At 29.3% G+C, this 17,049-nt stretch carries 19 protein-coding genes; 18 read left to right on the forward strand and 1 reads right to left on the reverse strand.

Features of this window, described 5'->3' with window-relative positions:
* The first annotated feature begins 27 nt into the window (after positions 1-27).
* The 17 genes from Q0881_RS08670 to Q0881_RS08750 all read left to right on the forward strand — a co-directional run bounded on the left by Q0881_RS08670 (position 28) and on the right by Q0881_RS08750 (position 15,471).
* Positions 28-876 (forward strand): LytTR family DNA-binding domain-containing protein, encoded by an 849-nt coding sequence (locus Q0881_RS08670; protein ID WP_299159034.1) that lies wholly within the window; start codon positions 28-30, stop codon positions 874-876.
* A 91-nt stretch (positions 877-967) separates the two neighbouring features.
* Entirely contained in the window at positions 968-2,146 is a 1,179-nt protein-coding gene (locus Q0881_RS08675) for an acyltransferase family protein (protein ID WP_299159036.1), read from the forward strand.
* Between the two features lie 64 nt (positions 2,147-2,210).
* Positions 2,211-2,966 carry a helix-turn-helix domain-containing protein gene (locus Q0881_RS08680; RefSeq protein ID WP_299159038.1) on the forward strand — a complete coding sequence of 252 codons (756 nt, stop codon included), beginning with the start codon at positions 2,211-2,213 and terminating at the stop codon, positions 2,964-2,966.
* A gap of 65 nt (positions 2,967-3,031) precedes the next feature.
* The gene (locus Q0881_RS08685; protein ID WP_299159040.1) at positions 3,032-3,571 is read left to right on the forward strand and encodes a dihydrofolate reductase family protein; all 540 of its coding nucleotides are present in this window, start codon (positions 3,032-3,034) and stop codon (positions 3,569-3,571) included.
* A gap of 109 nt (positions 3,572-3,680) precedes the next feature.
* Positions 3,681-4,667, forward strand: coding sequence for a DUF5700 domain-containing putative Zn-dependent protease (locus Q0881_RS08690; protein WP_299159043.1), 987 nt, complete (start codon positions 3,681-3,683; stop codon positions 4,665-4,667).
* Between the two features lie 195 nt (positions 4,668-4,862).
* Positions 4,863-5,444 (forward strand): outer membrane beta-barrel protein, encoded by a 582-nt coding sequence (locus tag Q0881_RS08695; RefSeq protein ID WP_299159045.1) that lies wholly within the window; start codon positions 4,863-4,865, stop codon positions 5,442-5,444.
* A gap of 52 nt (positions 5,445-5,496) precedes the next feature.
* On the forward strand, positions 5,497-6,090 hold the full coding sequence (locus tag Q0881_RS08700) for a hypothetical protein (RefSeq protein WP_299159047.1): 594 nt from the start codon (positions 5,497-5,499) through the stop codon (positions 6,088-6,090).
* Positions 6,091-6,736: 646 nt separating this feature from the next.
* Positions 6,737-8,230, forward strand: coding sequence for an RNA-directed DNA polymerase (locus tag Q0881_RS08705; protein WP_299159050.1), 1,494 nt, complete (start codon positions 6,737-6,739; stop codon positions 8,228-8,230).
* A 375-nt stretch (positions 8,231-8,605) separates the two neighbouring features.
* On the forward strand, positions 8,606-9,325 hold the full coding sequence (locus Q0881_RS08710; protein WP_299159053.1) for a hypothetical protein: 720 nt from the start codon (positions 8,606-8,608) through the stop codon (positions 9,323-9,325).
* A 5-nt stretch (positions 9,326-9,330) separates the two neighbouring features.
* Positions 9,331-10,179, forward strand: coding sequence for a DUF4238 domain-containing protein (locus tag Q0881_RS08715; RefSeq protein WP_299159056.1), 849 nt, complete (start codon positions 9,331-9,333; stop codon positions 10,177-10,179).
* Between the two features lie 168 nt (positions 10,180-10,347).
* Positions 10,348-10,764 (forward strand): hypothetical protein, encoded by a 417-nt coding sequence (locus tag Q0881_RS08720; protein ID WP_299159059.1) that lies wholly within the window; start codon positions 10,348-10,350, stop codon positions 10,762-10,764.
* 366 nt (positions 10,765-11,130) lie between these two features.
* The gene (locus Q0881_RS08725; RefSeq protein ID WP_299159062.1) at positions 11,131-11,466 is read left to right on the forward strand and encodes a helix-turn-helix domain-containing protein; all 336 of its coding nucleotides are present in this window, start codon (positions 11,131-11,133) and stop codon (positions 11,464-11,466) included.
* Positions 11,459-12,364 carry an NAD(+) diphosphatase gene (gene nudC, locus Q0881_RS08730; protein ID WP_299159065.1) on the forward strand — a complete coding sequence of 302 codons (906 nt, stop codon included), beginning with the start codon at positions 11,459-11,461 and terminating at the stop codon, positions 12,362-12,364. The genes Q0881_RS08725 and nudC overlap by 8 nt, the downstream gene beginning before the upstream one ends.
* 18 nt (positions 12,365-12,382) lie before the next feature.
* Positions 12,383-12,676, forward strand: coding sequence for a DUF1330 domain-containing protein (locus tag Q0881_RS08735; protein WP_299159068.1), 294 nt, complete (start codon positions 12,383-12,385; stop codon positions 12,674-12,676).
* Between the two features lie 165 nt (positions 12,677-12,841).
* Entirely contained in the window at positions 12,842-13,360 is a 519-nt protein-coding gene (locus Q0881_RS08740; protein ID WP_299159070.1) for an SMI1/KNR4 family protein, read from the forward strand.
* Between the two features lie 161 nt (positions 13,361-13,521).
* Complete coding sequence (locus tag Q0881_RS08745; protein WP_299159072.1) at positions 13,522-14,814, forward strand: WG repeat-containing protein; 1,293 nt, start codon at positions 13,522-13,524, stop codon at positions 14,812-14,814.
* A 159-nt stretch (positions 14,815-14,973) separates the two neighbouring features.
* A complete protein-coding gene (locus tag Q0881_RS08750; RefSeq protein WP_299159074.1) occupies positions 14,974-15,471 on the forward strand; it encodes a hypothetical protein in 498 nt (165 codons plus the stop codon).
* A 199-nt stretch (positions 15,472-15,670) separates the two neighbouring features.
* Here Q0881_RS08750 and Q0881_RS08755 read toward each other — a convergent pair whose 3' ends face one another.
* Complete coding sequence (locus Q0881_RS08755; RefSeq protein WP_299159077.1) at positions 15,671-16,144, reverse strand: helix-turn-helix transcriptional regulator; 474 nt, start codon at positions 16,142-16,144, stop codon at positions 15,671-15,673.
* A 212-nt stretch (positions 16,145-16,356) separates the two neighbouring features.
* Here Q0881_RS08755 and Q0881_RS08760 point away from each other — a divergent pair, with 212 nt between their 5' ends.
* Positions 16,357-16,974: a Crp/Fnr family transcriptional regulator gene (locus Q0881_RS08760; RefSeq protein ID WP_299159079.1), complete on the forward strand. Its 618-nt coding sequence runs from the start codon at positions 16,357-16,359 to the stop codon at positions 16,972-16,974.
* Positions 16,975-17,049: the final 75 nt, after the last annotated feature.

A 17,049-nucleotide genomic window follows, 5' to 3' on the forward strand; every position in this document is an offset into this window, starting at 1 on the left:
AGTTAACCACCCTACTAATTCTATACTTTGAAAAATAGTATCCGTACATATTTATTACAACCTTATCCTTTTTATTACCAAGGTAAAAGTTTAAAAATAATACTATTGTTATTCTTTTTAATGACCTTCTTATTTAATTATGCTTTCGAGCCATTTAATGTAGAATACACGGAACACAAAATGAATTATTTTTGGATAACACTAATTCATTCGTTAACACCAGTTATTATTCTTTCGTTCTTATTTATAATTGGAAGTATATGGAAATTAGAAGAAAAATGGAATGTGGTTAAAGAAGCGTTCTTAATTTTTAGTTTCTTTCTAATGGTTGGTTTAGTACAATTTCTAATTAGAGATCTTATTTACGACAATCCAAACAATTGGTCTTTGCAATATTTGTATGAAGAAATAAGAAATACATTTTTAGTCGGTACGCTATTTGTTCTTATTTTAATTCCATTAAACTTTAATCGATTAAATACAAAACATGGCAATCGAGCTACACTATTAAATAATGCTATCGGAGATAAACTTACTACAGAGTATCCAAAAACGAACAATATAAAAGTTAACGATTTCGAGTTTAATAATAACCAATTTTTATTCGCAAAAGCTGAAGGTAATTATACAGAAGTATACCTAAACGCACAAAATCCAACTAAAAAATTAATACGAACTACCTTAAAGAATTTAGAAACTCTTTTACAAGCACATCCAAACATCCTTAAAACGCATCGTTCTTATCTAGTAAATTGTAATTATATTGAAAAAATTGAAGGAAATGCCCAAGGATACCAACTTCATATTGGCAACTATAAAGTACCTGTTTCTAGAAATAAGATTCAAAAATTCAACAGCTATATGAAACGGGAATAACAAATCATGTTTCTTATCACAAAAGCTTGTCATTCGTCACATAAACTGTATTACCAATAGGTATAAACTTACTTTCGCTGAAAATTTTAAAATGAAAACAGCGAGATTATATTATATAGACTCATTAAGAGTTCTAGCCATTTTAATGATGTTTATGTACCATGTTTTTATGGTGTTTGTTGCAGAATGGGATTGGCATATAAAAAATACACAAACCAGTAATGTCCTTTTAGAAATTAACTATTGGATGGCCTCTTTTAGAATGCCCTTGCTCTTCTTTGTTTCTGGACATATTTCTTACATTCTTCTAAAACGATTTAATTGGAAAGAATTTACATTTCAACGAATACTACGATTATTAATTCCAACAATTATATGGACATTTATTCTAGTAGCACCTCAACTATATTTTGAACAAAAATTAAACGGAGTTAACCAAAGCTACTTCGAATTTTACAAATCATTTTTAGAGTTTAAATGGTGGCCAAACGGAAGCTTTCATTGGTTGCATTTATGGTTTATCCCTTATTTGTTTTGTTATAATATAGTATCAATTCCATTGTATACTATATTGCAAAAGAAAAATAAATTTACACAAACGTTGGAAGCTTTTTTTAAGAAACCAACTTCAATTTTCCTTTTTGTATGCATAGCCATACTCCCCTACACCTTTTTATCTGTTCATTATAAAACAACTTACAATTTAATAAACGATATCGCTAGACATTCATTTTTTATCTTCTTTATAATTGCTGGTTTATTATTCTTCAGATTTCAACATATTATGGAACTGTTAAAAATAAAGCGACGTTTATTTTTAAGTCTCGCCTTTATAGCAATCTTACTACTAAATACACTACGATGGAATGGATGGGAACCTTTTGATTTATGGGATAATTGGATAGAAAAACCACAAACGTATTTCTTTATTAGTTTGGTAAACTTTAATTCCTGGATGTGGGTACTCGCAAGTTTAGGCTATGGGAAAAAGTACTTAAATACAGGAAGTCGTTTACTTAGTTATATGAATACAGCCGTGTATCCTTTTTACATCTTACATCAAACAGTAATTGTTATTATAGCGTATTATATAGTGGGCACTAAAGATGAAGTTTCATTAAAACTAGCTTTTTTGCTAATTGTATGTTTTTTTATCACTTTACTAATCTATCATTTGTTTATTAAACCTTACAACATCGTGCGCTTTTTATTTGGAATGAAAAAAAAATCAAAAAATAAGTCCTTAACTACAGAAACAAAATATAATTGATAAATTTATAGTTGTTTAAACTAAGACAAAGGTCTCTATAGAAAAACAAAATTATTCTTACGTATTGATTCTAGAAAAAACATACCGTCCAAGTGCTCCACTTAACCAGTTTATTGATACAATATGGCTAGGAAAAGCAGCTAATTTGGACTTGAAATCTAGTCATCATGCGGCACTGTTTACAGAGCTCATTTTTAATTATGGAGATCGTTTCGAAGTTGATGGACAAAATATTGAAACTACATCTAACAAAGGATACCATCAAATTATCTCAGGCTTAAAAACAACACCATTCCAAACTACCGTTTCTGGTAGCTATGGGTGCGTTGGATTAATTTTGAAACCTTTTTGCTATGGAATGCTACTTACTAAATTCGATACTTCATTAATGAATGCAGTTTCGGAAATACTATACGAGCACTTATTTGCTCCAAAAACAGCAAATTTTAAACTTGTAGAAACCTATTTAGTAAAATTGCTTGGGCAAACACAATTAGATTCAGACCTTATTCAATTTGAAAGATACATCGCATCAAAAACACTAGAAAACGGAGCCTTAAAAAACTTTAACCATTCAATAGCTATTTCACAAAAGAGCTTTATTCAAAAATTTAAAAAACATTATATACTAACACCAAGCGAGTATATAAAGTTAAAGAAAGTAAATACAGCCATTCATTTACTTAAAAACAGAACTTCAGAGAAGCTAACAGAAATTGGCTTGGCTGCTGGCTTTTACGATCAATCACATTTTATTAAATCATTTAAAAAGTATTACGGCAGTACGCCTAAAGAATTCACCAATACCATTGAAAGGTAAATTTTATACAATTTCAAGAAGTCTATTTAAAATAATTTTGCAAACAAATAAGTAAACGTTTAATTATGAAAACAAACAACAAAGTATTTATAGCAACTAGTTTAGATGGATATATAGCAGACAAAAACGGCGGAATAGAATGGCTACACGCTATTCCAAATCCAGAGAATTCAGATATGGGCTATGGTAATTTTACAGCTCAGATAGATGCACTAGTTATGGGTAGAACAACTTTTGAAACTGTGTATGGATTTGATATAGATTGGCCTTATAAAAAACCAGTGTATGTATTAAGCAATAAACTAAAAGAAGTTCCAGGAGAATTAAAAGACAAAGTCTTTTTAGTAAAGGGAACATTAACAGAAGTACTCGCACAAATTCATAAAAACGGGCATAACAATTTATATATTGATGGCGGAAAAACCATACAAAGCTTTTTAAAAGAAGATTTAATTGATAGTATAACTATTACTACTATTCCAAAGTTATTAGGAGGAGGATTTCCTTTATTTGCCGAGCTTCCAAAGATGTTAGATTTTGAATGCTCCGAATCTAAAGTATATTCAAATAAAGTTGTTCAAAATACCTTTATTCGAAAAAGATAACAAAGGTTACTTGATAAATACTCCGTATTATACTTTATTAACTTAGGTTAAATAATTGGTCATAAATTAAATGTATTTTCCCCATACTAAACACAACAAATTATCCCCAATGAAAAACTTAAGTATTTATGCACTTAGCCTCACTGCTATTTTATTAGTGAGTTGTAATTCAACAACTAAAAAAGAAACCAATCCAATAAAAAAAGAGACATCTATTCATAAAACTAAAGATGCTCGAGTAGTAAAAGTTAAAGTAGGTATTACTGCTAACAAGATTTCAAACGAATGGAAAGAGGCGCTCACAAAGAGAAAAAGTAGTGCAGTATTAGATTCGCTATCGAGCGTAGTGAAAGAAATAACGAAGGAAGAACAAGAGTGGATTAACTTAATTCAATCAAAAGCAAATAAATGGAATGCAATTAGAGACTCTATAAAAGTACCTTTCCAGAATATTAAACTGAACGACACCATTACCGTTCTTTTAGGTTATCAAGGAGGAGACGATGCTTTTACACCTAATAGCAAAACTATTTGTCTCGATGTAAATGCATTCCATAGAGAATATGGTTCAGCAACAAAACCCGTAAATGACAATAGAATTGATCGCATATTTGCACATGAGTTTACACATTTATTACACAAACAATGGGCAATAAAAAATAACCTAGAAATTAAGAGTTTCAAAGATCAGATTTTATGGGAATGTGTAACGGAAGGCTTTGGAATGTATCGTTCAATGTCCTCTAAATGGTTTCCTGTAGGAGATTCTTTATCAGCTACCTCAGAAAAAACTTTCCAAAATTTATATCCAATATTTGCTGAAAGAATTAGTAAAGTAGTAACAAACTCAAATCTTACAAAAGAAGAAGAAAACGCGTTACATGCAAACCTATCTAGAGGTTCTATGAAAAGAAAATGGGGAGCCTTACCAGTTGCAGTATGGCTTGCCATAGAAGCAAAAGGAAATGATGAAAACCTTGTAAAATGGGTAAATAAAGGACCCGATGCTATTGTTTTATTAGCTGAAAAGTATTTAACTGGTGAAAGTAAAATTACTTTTGATGCGTTTTTGAAAAACACTAAAGTTGCTGAATAAGACAGTAACCATACAATCTTAGTATCACTTGCCTTAATTAGTGAGTGATACTTATAGTAGTACTAGTATCTTTGAGTTGAAAACAACTTTTTATAGCTTATTATCCTCTACTTAACTTTTACTAGGGTTCCTTATTGTTTAATCCTTTTTTATAGTACTTTCGAAAGCTCAAAAAAACTATGAAAATTTTAAAACATGAAAAAGACCTTAACTACGGTAGTACTACTATTTATAATAGTAAATTCATTTTCTCAAACTAGATTTGGAATAAACTCTAAAGTCAATTTTAATGATTCATCAGGAATCTGGCAACTTGGAGGTGGATCAATTGGTTTTATAACAGAAACTAAATTAAATGATAAATGGTCTTTAAATGCAGATATAAGTTTTATTCCTTTTTATGATTATTCTATAAAAAAACCAGGAATTTTAGATGTGTATGGTAATAATATTAATGCAATTGACTTTTCATCAAGTGTTATAAATATTCCTTTAAAAATTAACTACGTGCTAAATAGAACTTTCTTTCTTGAAAGTGGTTTAAGTATTAATTATAGAACAAGTATTAAACATAATACTATGGACTCAAATAGTCTTTCTCTGCTTAATAAAGTTAAAAAGACCGACTTTGGCTTTATAGTTGGACTTGGAATAAATACCAGTGAAAAATTTGCAATTAAAATTGGAAGAACTTTTGGATTAAGCAATATTCTTAACAATACTAAAAACAGTTACTTCTCACTTTCATTTAATTATTTTTTCAAGAAACTAGACTAAAAACTAATGAATACACCTCTTAACCATGAGGTATATTAAAACATTGTCAAATATGAAAAAGGTATATCAAATTATTACAATTGGACTTTTAAGTCTTTTATGCATTTCTGCAAGCAAATTAAATACTGACCCAATTGATTTTTTATCGGTTGGAAAAAACATTGAATTTAATAAAGAAAGCTTCGAGCTTAAGTGGAGCTCTCATCCTTCTGAGAATTACTACAAACAAGAATATTTAAGAAAAGACGATAAATTCCCTAAATTCAAAAAAATGATAATGGTTGAAGCTATTGAAGGTGAAATTTCAGGGAATCAAGCGGCTGAAGTGAAAATTATGGAACTAGAAAATTGGAAAAAAAAGAATCCAATTGTAAAGTATCAAAAAATTGAAAATAAAGAAAAGAATGAAGTGCTACTTGATTTTATTCTTACTGATGGAAAGAGTATTTATGAGTGGAATATTTATCGTTATCAAAATCAAAAAAGTAAATCTGGTAATTATTTAGTTTTATATTCATATTCACACAGAGGTTATATTACAAATAAAGAAGAAGAAGCAAAGTTCTTCGATAGTGTTAAAGAAATTAAAGCTGACTTAATAAATAAAGTTAATGCAATTAGTTTACCTAATGTAAAAACAAAATAACCTCAGCAAGAACTAACTAAGAAATTAGAATACATCAAATCTTTATAATATTTTGCTTCTAATGAAAATTTTATTTTTACCCTAAGCAAAGTAAAAGTTTCACTCTAATGAAAATATTATTTTGCTTCTAATGAAAATGTTTCTTTCATTAGAAGCAAAATAATTTATAGTTTATAAGTCTTCTAAAAAACAACACACAATCTTAAAAAAATTCACCTTAGCTTGTGACGATTACTCACTCGAGCGAGTGAATTTTACTCACTCGTACCTGTGAAAGATACTCACCCGAGCGTGTGACTGTTACTCACTCGTACGAGTGAATAACATAAAGATAAAAACACAAACTTAAGTACCTAACTCTTTTGTAGTACTAACATAAAATTAGTACATTTAACTCGCAAAAATTGTGAAAGCAATAGTCCCCTATTCCTTTTATTTTTAAATACAATACGAAGTTATACATTCTTAACGGATACCCATAAAAGAATGCTATAGGTTGTACTTACTTTAGCACTAAATAGCTGTTAAATAAAGCAGACTATTAAGAACTAAAAGTTCCGCATAGCCAACCAAAATGGGTGAATAAAAGGAATAAAGTTCCGCATATAAACAAGTTGTGCTTCATACAAAAAACCAAGTAACATAAATGAAAAACATTTTAAAACTGACAAATGAAGAAGCTAAAAATTTACTTTTAAAAAGAGAAAGTTATAGTAACATCAGTTTGCCAGAGTATTTTTCATTTCAAGAATTACTTGACAAAATTGACAAGAATCTTAATGGGAAAAATATTTCTGATTTTAGAGATAAAAGTCCACGAGATTTAGAGGATGTTAATTACAAGTTACTATCGAATAAAGATGGGAAGTTTGCTTGGAGACCTTTTCAATTAATAAATCCAGCAATTTATGTTTCTTTAGTAAACTCGATTACAAAAGAATCTAATTGGGAAATTTTAAAAGATAGGTTTGCCATTTTTCAAAAAAATGATAAAATTGAATGTCATAGTTTACCAGCAATTTCCGAATCTAAAACAAAAACCAACAAGACCGCTCAAATATTGAATTGGTGGAAAATGATTGAACAAAAATCACTTGCACTAACTTTAGACTTTAAATATGTTCTTCATACAGATATAGCGGATTGTTATAGTTCAATTTATACACATTCAATTCCTTGGGCAATTCACACAAAAGCCAAAGCAAAAAAGAACAGAAAGAATTCATTACTTGGAAATGCAATTGACAATCATTTACAAGATATGAGTTATGGACAAACAAACGGAATTCCTCAAGGAAGCGTTTTAATGGATTTTATTGCCGAAATAGTTTTAGGCTATGTTGACCTACTTTTGACTGAAAAATTAGACTCAAAAAGCATTTCAGATTATAAAATATTAAGATTTAGAGATGATTATAGAATATTTACATATAATTCTTTTTTAGCAGAACAAATTGCCAAAGAACTCTCGGAAATTTTATCAAATATTGGACTTAAATTAAATGCTGATAAAACGATTGCGTCTGACGATATTATTAAAAGTTCTCTAAAACCTGACAAAAGGTATTGGATAAGTAACCAAATTATTACTGGAAGTAAGCAAAAGTGGTTAATACAACTTTATCTTCTTTCTGAGAAATTCCCAAACTCTGGAACAATAGAAACTCAAATGCGTGATTTCTTAATAGTACTTGAAAAGTCAAAGAAAAACGATTACAATTTAGAAACCTTAATTAGCCTCGTGACTGAAATTGCTTTAAGGAATCCAAGAGTTGTTCCAACTTGTATCGCAATTTTGAGTATTTTTTTAAGCAAAATTAAAGATGAAAAAGAGAAGCTTTTATTAGCGGATAAGATTAGAAACAAATTCAAAGAAGTGCCTAACTCTTCATTTATGATGGTATGGTTTCAAAGACTAAATTTGAAAATCAATAAAGCGGAAATATATTCAGAACCTCTCTGCAAAAAATTGACAGATAATTCAGTTCAAATATGGAACATTGAATGGTTAAATGACAAGTTAAAAAACGTATTCAATAAAACGTCTATAATAGAGGAAAATACAATTGCTAAAACAAAGAAAAAGGTGTCAAAATTGGAAATAAAGAAAATTATTAAGAAAACAACGTACTATGAATAAAGTACGAAAGCACAACAATGGCTATAGTTAATACGGGTTTCGTGCTTAACCAAAGTTTAGAGCTTTTAACTAAGTCCGCCAAATCTTTTTGATTTGGCTTTATAACAAAAAAGATAAAACAAAATAAAAAGTTTTGGCTAAGTGCTTAATCGAAAGTTTACTACTTTTAATTCCCGTACTAACCATAGCCGAACCGTTGCCAGTAATATGAAAAAAAAGTGACTAATAGACAAACTTTAGGGTGATAGTGTAATGGAAACACAGTCAACTAGGTAGATTTACTCTACCGAATTGGAAGTCTAGTTGGGTTCGATTCCCGACTGCCAGAGCAAATTAAGGTTTTCTCTGGCAGTCGAAGTCACTAAATCAATAATTATGTATTCAAAACATTGCGAAAATTTAAGAGAAATCGAAGGAGCTATTAAATTAGTCGAAAGTGATTTACGAAGATATATTTCTATCGAACAAGAAAGCAAGGTTTATAAATATACCAAGATATTATCTTATCTAGTTACTTGTTGGTCAGAAGTAAGAATACTGAAATTGACTTATGAAAACAATGCTTTTACATCAAGCGAAATAGGCATAATTATCAACTCTGGAACTTTAGCAGATAAATGGAAAAATGCTTTAAAAATTGCTGTTTGCAAAGCTTATAATATTAATCCAATAACGGATTTTGTTTCTCAATTACCATTTACACCAAAAAATAGATATTTAGAAATCTACCATCTGATTGAGAGTGATTTACTTCCTTCAATTGAACTTAGAAATAGAATTGCACACGGACAATGGAAGTATGCATTTACAAATGACTTAAAAAATGCTAACACGCATTTAACTGGACAACTAAGACAAGAAAACATTGTTAACCTTCAATTGAAAAGAAAATTATTAACAGGATTATCTTTTTTAATTCACGATTTAATAATCTCTGAAGCGACATTTGATAGAGATTTCGACAAAAACTACAGACTAATTGAACAAAATAAAAGAAATTTACATAAACGAGATTATGCTTCATACAAAACAAAGATGGTTGAAAAGTATCAACGTGGAATAATAAAAAAGAAAGAGAACCAAAATACGGAATAATAAGTATGAAAATCGAACCTGAATTTCAAGGTCAACATAAAGTTCCTCAAGTATACTTAAAAGAATTTGGTTACAAAAAAAATGACGAGTGGTGGCTTTCAATTCTAAAGATAGGTAGTCGAAAAACTGAAAATGTTCGAATCTCAGATTTCACTAAAGAAATAAATGTGTTTGATTTACCATTTAAGGATATGGAATCAAGACGACACTATGAAAACTTATTCAATAAAATTGAAAATCGCTATAATACAATTATAAAAAACATAAAGTATCAGAAGAAACTAATTGAAAAGGATAGTGATTATCTAAATCATTTTGTTGCAAACCTTCTCTGTAGAACTAATCCAACAAGGTTTTTTATAAATGAATTTCTCAAAGATGATTCTATTAGAGAAAAATTCATTAATGAAATTACATTATTCTCAGAGGACAAAGAACATACAGAAAAAGTGTTACAAGTTTTCAAGTCGGAATATCAGCTTAATGTTGCTTTAGGTACAGTAATGAATCACTTTGTACACATCTTTCGGAATTTTGAGAAAGTAATTCTTAAAGAATGTGATGGAAATGGTTGGCTTACTACTGATAGTCCAGTTCATATAGACAAACAAGGCCACGAAGAATGGTTAATACCAATAGAAGCTGAGATTTACCTTCCGTTATCAAAAGATTATTGTCTTTTTATGTATCATCCTAAATCAGAAATTTCTACGAACCCGTTAAGAAGTTTGAGAATTAATAAAGTCAATAAAGTGGATTTTAAAACTTTCGATAATATAACTAGAAAAGTGACTTTTGACTTTGATGAATATTTAGTAATGAACACGGAGACAGAGCCAACGGAAATAGTATAGTGGAAAAATACTACTGGCAACAACGTGTATAATTAATTGCTCGAGTTTCTACCTGCCAATCAGAAAATTCTCCGAATTTCCCTCAGTTTACTCTCCTTTTGCTATCTTAGTTGCTCACGCAACTAACCATACACAAACACGTTAAAGTTTATAATAAAATACTTTTCAATGATAAAGGATTTGATTTTAAAAACGTGGATTTGGATAACTTTCTTAAAAAATAAGGAATCTTTACCTACAGCGTCAAAAATGATGAATCCAAAAATGGAATACGAGTATCTATCTGGCGCATTTACTTGGGAAGATGAGGGTTTATGGGAACTTAGAAATCATCATTTACAAGATGCTTTTAAATATGTTCTCAACCATAGGATGAAATTGATTGTTGGACCAGATAATAACGTTGGGGTTATGCGTTCTCTTAGTTTTGACAAAAAGATTTATGAAATAGCAAAAAAACATTTTCCTAACTGGATTGGTTTTAATAAATCTAGGTGTTCATACAATTATGAACTTGAAAATAGAATACTGCGAATTAAAAAAGTGGAAAAATGGAAATATCAGAAACTAATGAACGAGGAATAATCAATTATTAGTTTACTAAAAAAGAATATTTTTTAGTACATTGAACTCGCAAAAATTGTGAAAGCAATAGTCCCCTATTCCTTTTATTTTTAAATACAATACGAAGTTATACATTCTTAACGGATACCCGTAGTTGTTAAATAAGCAGGCTATTAAGAACTAAAAGTTCCGCATAGCCAACCAGAATGGGTAAATAAAAGGAATAAAGTTCCGTATATAAACAAGTTGTAAGTCATTTCGAAAACTCATCTAAATTCAAAATTACATCTACTAATTAACGGGGAATTTTATAAATATTCGGGATTATTTTTCTACTTGCTACATTTTATGTAGCTTTGCTACTCAAAATGTAGCAAAAATATTATTATGTCATTACCTACACCAGGAAAACCAGTAAGAGGTTCAAAATCAGGAAATCATTTAATGGCTCTTTTTGACCTATTAGGAAGAAGTTGGTCAATGGGAATTATTTGGAGACTACATGAAGGCTCTTGTACCTTTCGTGTGCTTCAAGATAGATGCGAATCTATATCGCCTACAACATTAAATAAAAGGTTAAAAGAACTAACCCAATCTTTTTTAATTGCAAGAACGGTTGATGGATATACGCTTACTGATAAAGGAAGAGAAATTTTCTTACTACTCAAGCCTTTAGAGTCTTGGGCAAGAGATTGGGCAAAAGAATTTGAATCTAATGAATAGAATACAGTTTTATAGTAATAAGAGTTTCAACAGAGCAGTTGAATTACGAGAAATTGATACTAAACCATCAGAAATATCTATTATTCCAGTTTTTAAAGACCAATTTTTTATCACAAAGTCTTTAAATATTAACAAAATAATAATGAATATTCCAATAGAGTTGGCTTCTCTATCTGAAAAAAAATATTTTTTAGGAATAATAAATAATAAAGAGGTTTGGTGTATCGACTTATCTGAAATAGAACAGTCTATAATTTCTAATTTCTTAAACAATTCAATTTTATGTTGTTTACGTGATTGCTTTCATTTAATAAATGAAAAAGAAGCTTCGTTACTTGCATATGGTAAAGGAATAGTACATTGGAATAGCACGCATCAATATTGTAATAATTGTGGTTCAAAAACAATTACAGAAGAAAAAGGACATAGAAGAAAATGCTCAAATAATCGTTGTAATTCTCTTCATTTCCCAAGAATTAATCCTGCTGTAATCGTATTGATAGAATATAAGCAAGAAAATTCTCCTCCGTTATGCTTACTTAATATGCATAAAAAGGAGAATGGCTATATGTGCTCTCTTTTTTCAGGATTTTCAGAAATTGGAGAAAGTCTTGAAGATACTGTAGTAAGAGAAATGAAAGAGGAAGTAAATGTAACCGTAAGCAACATTAAATATATTGCTTCTCAACCTTGGACGTTCCCATCCTCTATGATGTTAGGATTTTCGGCAAAAGCAAAGAATAAAGATTTTAAAATAGATAATATAGAAATAAAAGAAGCAAAATGGTTCTCTGCAAATCAAATCATTGAAATGGTAAAAGACAACACACTTATAATATCAAAAAAAGATTCCATCTCTAATTATCTAATAGAGAAATGGGTATATGAAAATAGTTAAACAATAAAAACAGAAGTTATGGCCAAAGTAAATTTAACAATAGTAGCAACATTGAATCCAAATGGAAAGGAAGAACTATCTTATTACCTTGAAAAGGTAGGTACCCTTTATAAAAAAGTAAATGCAAAATCAGTAAATAAATTTAAAATCACAAAACCTTTAATTGGAGATTACAAACCAAGTTTAGTATCAATAATGGAGTTTGAAAATATGGATTCATTAAATGAAGTATTTGAAAGTAATGATTATAAAAAATTATTACCATATCGTGAAAAAGCGTTTTCAAAATTAGAAGGATATATTAGTGAATAGAAAAACGCCTTACAACATTGTATAAAAGCAATAGCGGTTTAAGTGCAAACTTGAACCGCTTTTTCATTTAATTAAATTATATTGTAATTCGAAAAGCAGTTAGAACAAATCCGCTACTGCTCTTATACGAGACCGTTGTATGTAATTAAACAGAATATATTATAAATGATAGGTAAACCTAAATTTGGAAATTGCTTAGAGTTTAGAAATGAACCAATTGATTTAAATAAACTTGAAAATAAGTTTGGAATAAAAATTCCGCCAATATACCGCTCATTTATTAATAATTTTAAGCAAATAACAGGGGAAATAGTAATCGATTCTACAAATAATGAACTGAAGACTCTTTCTTACTATATTTATAAAAAGTCCAATGGAACTGATACCTTATTTGAAGATTTTATGCCAATTGAACAATCATTAGAAAATTATGAAAACTCTGATTCTTGGATTGAAAATAAAGTTATGCCTATTGGAAATCACTCACACGGAGGCGGAATTTTAGTCGGAATTAACTCTTCAAATATGGATAAAATATATTACGAATATGATTCAGAGGTTGAATTGATTGAACCAGATATATTCTCTTTCATAAAAAATATGACTTTCGTAGAAAACGAAGAAGGAATTAAAAATAGTATTTATAAAAACTGGAAAGATGAATACTGGAGAGAATCTAAATAACTACATACCACAACGTATAAAAATAATTACTACATTAGTATTTAACCAAAGGTAGTTGCATTTTTGTTACGTCTGATTTTCCTTCGGAAAATCCTCGCACACAAAACCGCAACTATTTTTATGCAAACAAGTTAGCTATAATTATCGAAAACTTAACTACAATGTTAAAAACACTCATTCCGTTTATATTACTTTACTCTTTAACAACATTTGGACAAGAATCAAATAAACTTATACCTTTTAAAGCAGGCAACCTATTTGGTTACTCAAATGAAAAATCAGAAATAAAAATTAATCCTCAGTTTGAATTTGCATATCCATTTTACAACAATTCTAATACAACATTAGCCAAAGACTCTATTGGATGGTTTCATATTGACAAAAAAGGCATGAAAATATCTAACTATTTAGTCTATGAAAATATCAAGAAATCAATTAGTACTAGGATTTATGAAAAAGGAGAATTCATATCAAAATTCAATGAAAAGTACAATGACATTTTTAGAATAAAAAAAACTAATTTATTATATGTAAAAGATAGCTTAGGTGAATATTTGATTACAGAAAAGGGATTTAAAACGAGTTCTATATATCAAGAAATAAATGGGTACAATAATGAAACTTATTGCATTGCTAAAAAAAATCAATATTATTATCTTCTTGATTTAAACGGGAAAGAATTATTTCCAGGGACTAAAAGTAAAATTAATAGATACAATCAGGGAATAGTAAAAATTAAGATTAATGATAATTATATTTTTTATGATTCAAAAAGAGATACCGTTTTTGAATCACTTAATAGCCTAAAATTATATAATAAGAACCAACCATTTGTTAAAAAGCAAATTAATGAACGTATGCAGATTAGAAAAACCAAAAATGGTTATGTTCTTTATGATCTAAAAAAAGAAAAAACTATTAGTGAAACTTTTTCTTATCTATCTGAAATATCCAGTAAAAGATTATGCTTTAGAAAAAAACACACCTATGGTATTATTAACTTAAAAGGAAAAGTCTTATTAAATATTGAACAAGAAAAATATGTGGAAATTTATAATTGTGGTCATGAATTTAAATTAATTTATATCAAAAATAGCAAAAATAAAACCTATGATTTATATAATTATAATGGTAAATATATAAAGACCCTTGACTATGATAGGTTCATACTTTTACGCTCTACAAATGAATATCATTTTGCCGTAAAAAACAATAAGGCAATTATTATCGACAGGAAATCAGAAGAATTTAATACTCCCCCAATAATCTTAAACAGTGAAAATACAATTTTGTACGAAAAAAATAACAAGTGGGGATTAAAAAATATTTCAGGAGAAAAAATTACTGAACCTATTTATGATCAAAAATTTTCTTTCAATGAAAATATTTCTTTAGTGAAAAAGGATAATGATTTTTTCTACATTGATATTTATGGTACTGAATATAAACTATAGCTAACACGGTATAAAATTAATTGCTGGTTTTAGCCTATTTACGAAAGTCCTCGCGGACTTTCTATCTGTGATTTATTTGCTAACTTTAGTGCTTAAATCACGCAACTAATCTTATACAAATACGTTTCCAGTAATATAGAGTAACATAAAGAATAGAAATTGAAAACTATATTTTACAAATTAGGATTTGGGTTGACTGGAAGAATTCAAAGTCTAAAAAACAAATATCGAGTAAATAAAAGGTTATTTGACCACTCAAGAGCTTTTATACGAATTTCGGAATACAAAAATAGATATAGCTATTCTGTAATGTGCAATTGTAATGATACTTCTATGCAAGGGTTAGGAAACTCACCTTTCATTTGTATATACGAACAAAGTGGATTTAAAAGTCAAATAGAAACTGAAAGCAGTATCGAAAAACAAGTTCGTTTTGCATCAAAGAAACTCTCTGACACAGACTTCTATTTGCACAAACTAATTGTATATTATGATAATGGAGAATTAATTAAGGATGTTTGGGCAGACTATGAGTACGAAGATGGTAAATGGAATCAAGTTTTTAAAGTAGATTCAAATCCATTATGTAAATCTTGTGGAAAAGAAAACAATGAAGATTTAAACATTTGCTCAAATTGCGGAGAACTTATAGTTTAAATTTTGACTAATGAAAACCAGATATAAAAAATATAGAATTGAGAGATTGATTTAAATAATAAATACTACTGGCAACATTGTATAACCGCAATTACGGCGGATTCAAATACGTCTGAATCCAACCTAGATCGCTAAAGCTCGTCTAAAACTAAAAAATTAAAGTATATTTATCCGTTAACTAACGGTTCGTACAAAACCGTTACTCCTTCCCAAACTTCTTCTCTAATAATTTATGTTTCCAAGCTTCTCCAAAGAAATCAAAAGAGTTAAGCGAATAGATTCCTATAACAAGAATCCAAGAGAGGGAAGTCCATAACAACAAAGGCAAGTTAGCAACATCGTTAATAACAAGTATTATAGGAAGTGCCAAACTAAGTACGGCAATGGCTATCAATTTATACAAACCTTTAACCTTTTCAATATAGGCAGCTTCTTTTTTTACTTGGGTCAGATCAGCTTCTTTCTTAGCATCGGTAATAGTTGTTTCAAAAACAGCCGCCAATGCTTTTAAAGATTCCAAACCAGCATTTTCACCATTTTCAATTCGCTGTATGGTTCGTATACTCAGTCCGCTCATCGTTGCTAATTGTTCTTGTGACCAATGACGTGCTAATCGCATTTTTTTAAGATCTCTTATGGTAACGGTTTCTTTTTTAAATTCTTCTGTAGGCATCAAATATTGTTTTGTGCAAAGATAAGCAGTTCCCTTCCATAAGCCCTGAAACTACTAAGACAGTGAGCTGACAGCTACACGACAGAAGTATGACAGTGAATGTACAGCCAAAACAGCATACAATAATATTCAAAAAACTAAAGCAACTTTTATCTAATTTTGCATTCCATACATTAAATAGAACACACCTATAAATACGTATATAAAAGTAGATGATAGCAAACTTCATACATCAATTAGGAATCACTGAAGAAGCTCTTCAAAACGAATTGCGAAACATTGCAACCATAAGTACCCATAAAAAAGGGGAGTTCATAATTAAAAACAACCAATACATAAAAGTCTTAAAAATTGTATTGAAAGGAAAAGTACGCGTATACCAAGAAAATGAAGACAGAGAGATTCTTATTTACTACTTAAATACTATGGAAGCCTGTACCCTATCGCTTTCTGCTTGTTTTGAAGATTGTAAAAGTACCGTAAATGCCATAGTAGAAGAAGAGTGTACTATTATAAACATCCCCGTACGCTTTGTTAGAGACTGGAATTTTAAATACAAATCGTGGAATACATTCACCACCAAAACATTTAGAGAAAGCTACAATCACCTAATCCATCAGTATGCAAACTTAGCATTCCAGCCATTAAAAGATCGCTTATTCGATTACCTGGTATCCAAAGCAGACAAGGCAATTGTAAAAAAATCACATCAAGAATTGGCTAGAGAGTTGGGTACTACTCGAGAAGTTATTTCACGCTTATTAAAGAAGTTAGAAAAAAACAAACAACTCCATTTAGGGCAAAAAGAAATTGTTTTACTAAATAATTAATTTCCTTGTGACAAAAGGCACAGGTAACACCCCTGCATTCTCTTTTACTTTGTATTGGATATAAAACACAATACC

The sequence above is a fragment of the uncultured Tenacibaculum sp. genome (genome assembly GCF_947494125.1).
GTDB lineage: Bacteria > Bacteroidota > Bacteroidia > Flavobacteriales > Flavobacteriaceae > Polaribacter.

Excerpts from the sequence above, each read along its gene's own strand:
- Q0881_RS08675 (WP_299159036.1), top strand. The coding sequence starts at position 968 with ATGAAAACAGCGAGATTATATTATATAGACTCATTAAGAGTTCTAGCC.
- Q0881_RS08685 (WP_299159040.1), top strand. The coding sequence starts at position 3,032 with ATGAAAACAAACAACAAAGTATTTATAGCAACTAGTTTAGATGGATAT.
- Q0881_RS08690 (WP_299159043.1), top strand. The coding sequence starts at position 3,681 with ATGAAAAACTTAAGTATTTATGCACTTAGCCTCACTGCTATTTTATTA.
- Q0881_RS08695 (WP_299159045.1), top strand. The coding sequence starts at position 4,863 with ATGAAAAAGACCTTAACTACGGTAGTACTACTATTTATAATAGTAAAT.
- Q0881_RS08700 (WP_299159047.1), top strand. The coding sequence starts at position 5,497 with ATGAAAAAGGTATATCAAATTATTACAATTGGACTTTTAAGTCTTTTA.
- Q0881_RS08705 (WP_299159050.1), top strand. The coding sequence starts at position 6,737 with ATGAAAAACATTTTAAAACTGACAAATGAAGAAGCTAAAAATTTACTT.
- Q0881_RS08710 (WP_299159053.1), top strand. The coding sequence starts at position 8,606 with ATGTATTCAAAACATTGCGAAAATTTAAGAGAAATCGAAGGAGCTATT.
- Q0881_RS08715 (WP_299159056.1), top strand. The coding sequence starts at position 9,331 with ATGAAAATCGAACCTGAATTTCAAGGTCAACATAAAGTTCCTCAAGTA.
- Q0881_RS08720 (WP_299159059.1), top strand. The coding sequence starts at position 10,348 with ATGATAAAGGATTTGATTTTAAAAACGTGGATTTGGATAACTTTCTTA.
- Q0881_RS08725 (WP_299159062.1), top strand. The coding sequence starts at position 11,131 with ATGTCATTACCTACACCAGGAAAACCAGTAAGAGGTTCAAAATCAGGA.
- nudC (WP_299159065.1), top strand. The coding sequence starts at position 11,459 with ATGAATAGAATACAGTTTTATAGTAATAAGAGTTTCAACAGAGCAGTT.
- Q0881_RS08735 (WP_299159068.1), top strand. The coding sequence starts at position 12,383 with ATGGCCAAAGTAAATTTAACAATAGTAGCAACATTGAATCCAAATGGA.
- Q0881_RS08740 (WP_299159070.1), top strand. The coding sequence starts at position 12,842 with ATGATAGGTAAACCTAAATTTGGAAATTGCTTAGAGTTTAGAAATGAA.
- Q0881_RS08745 (WP_299159072.1), top strand. The coding sequence starts at position 13,522 with ATGTTAAAAACACTCATTCCGTTTATATTACTTTACTCTTTAACAACA.
- Q0881_RS08755 (WP_299159077.1), bottom strand. The coding sequence starts at position 16,144 with ATGCCTACAGAAGAATTTAAAAAAGAAACCGTTACCATAAGAGATCTT.
- Q0881_RS08760 (WP_299159079.1), top strand. The coding sequence starts at position 16,357 with ATGATAGCAAACTTCATACATCAATTAGGAATCACTGAAGAAGCTCTT.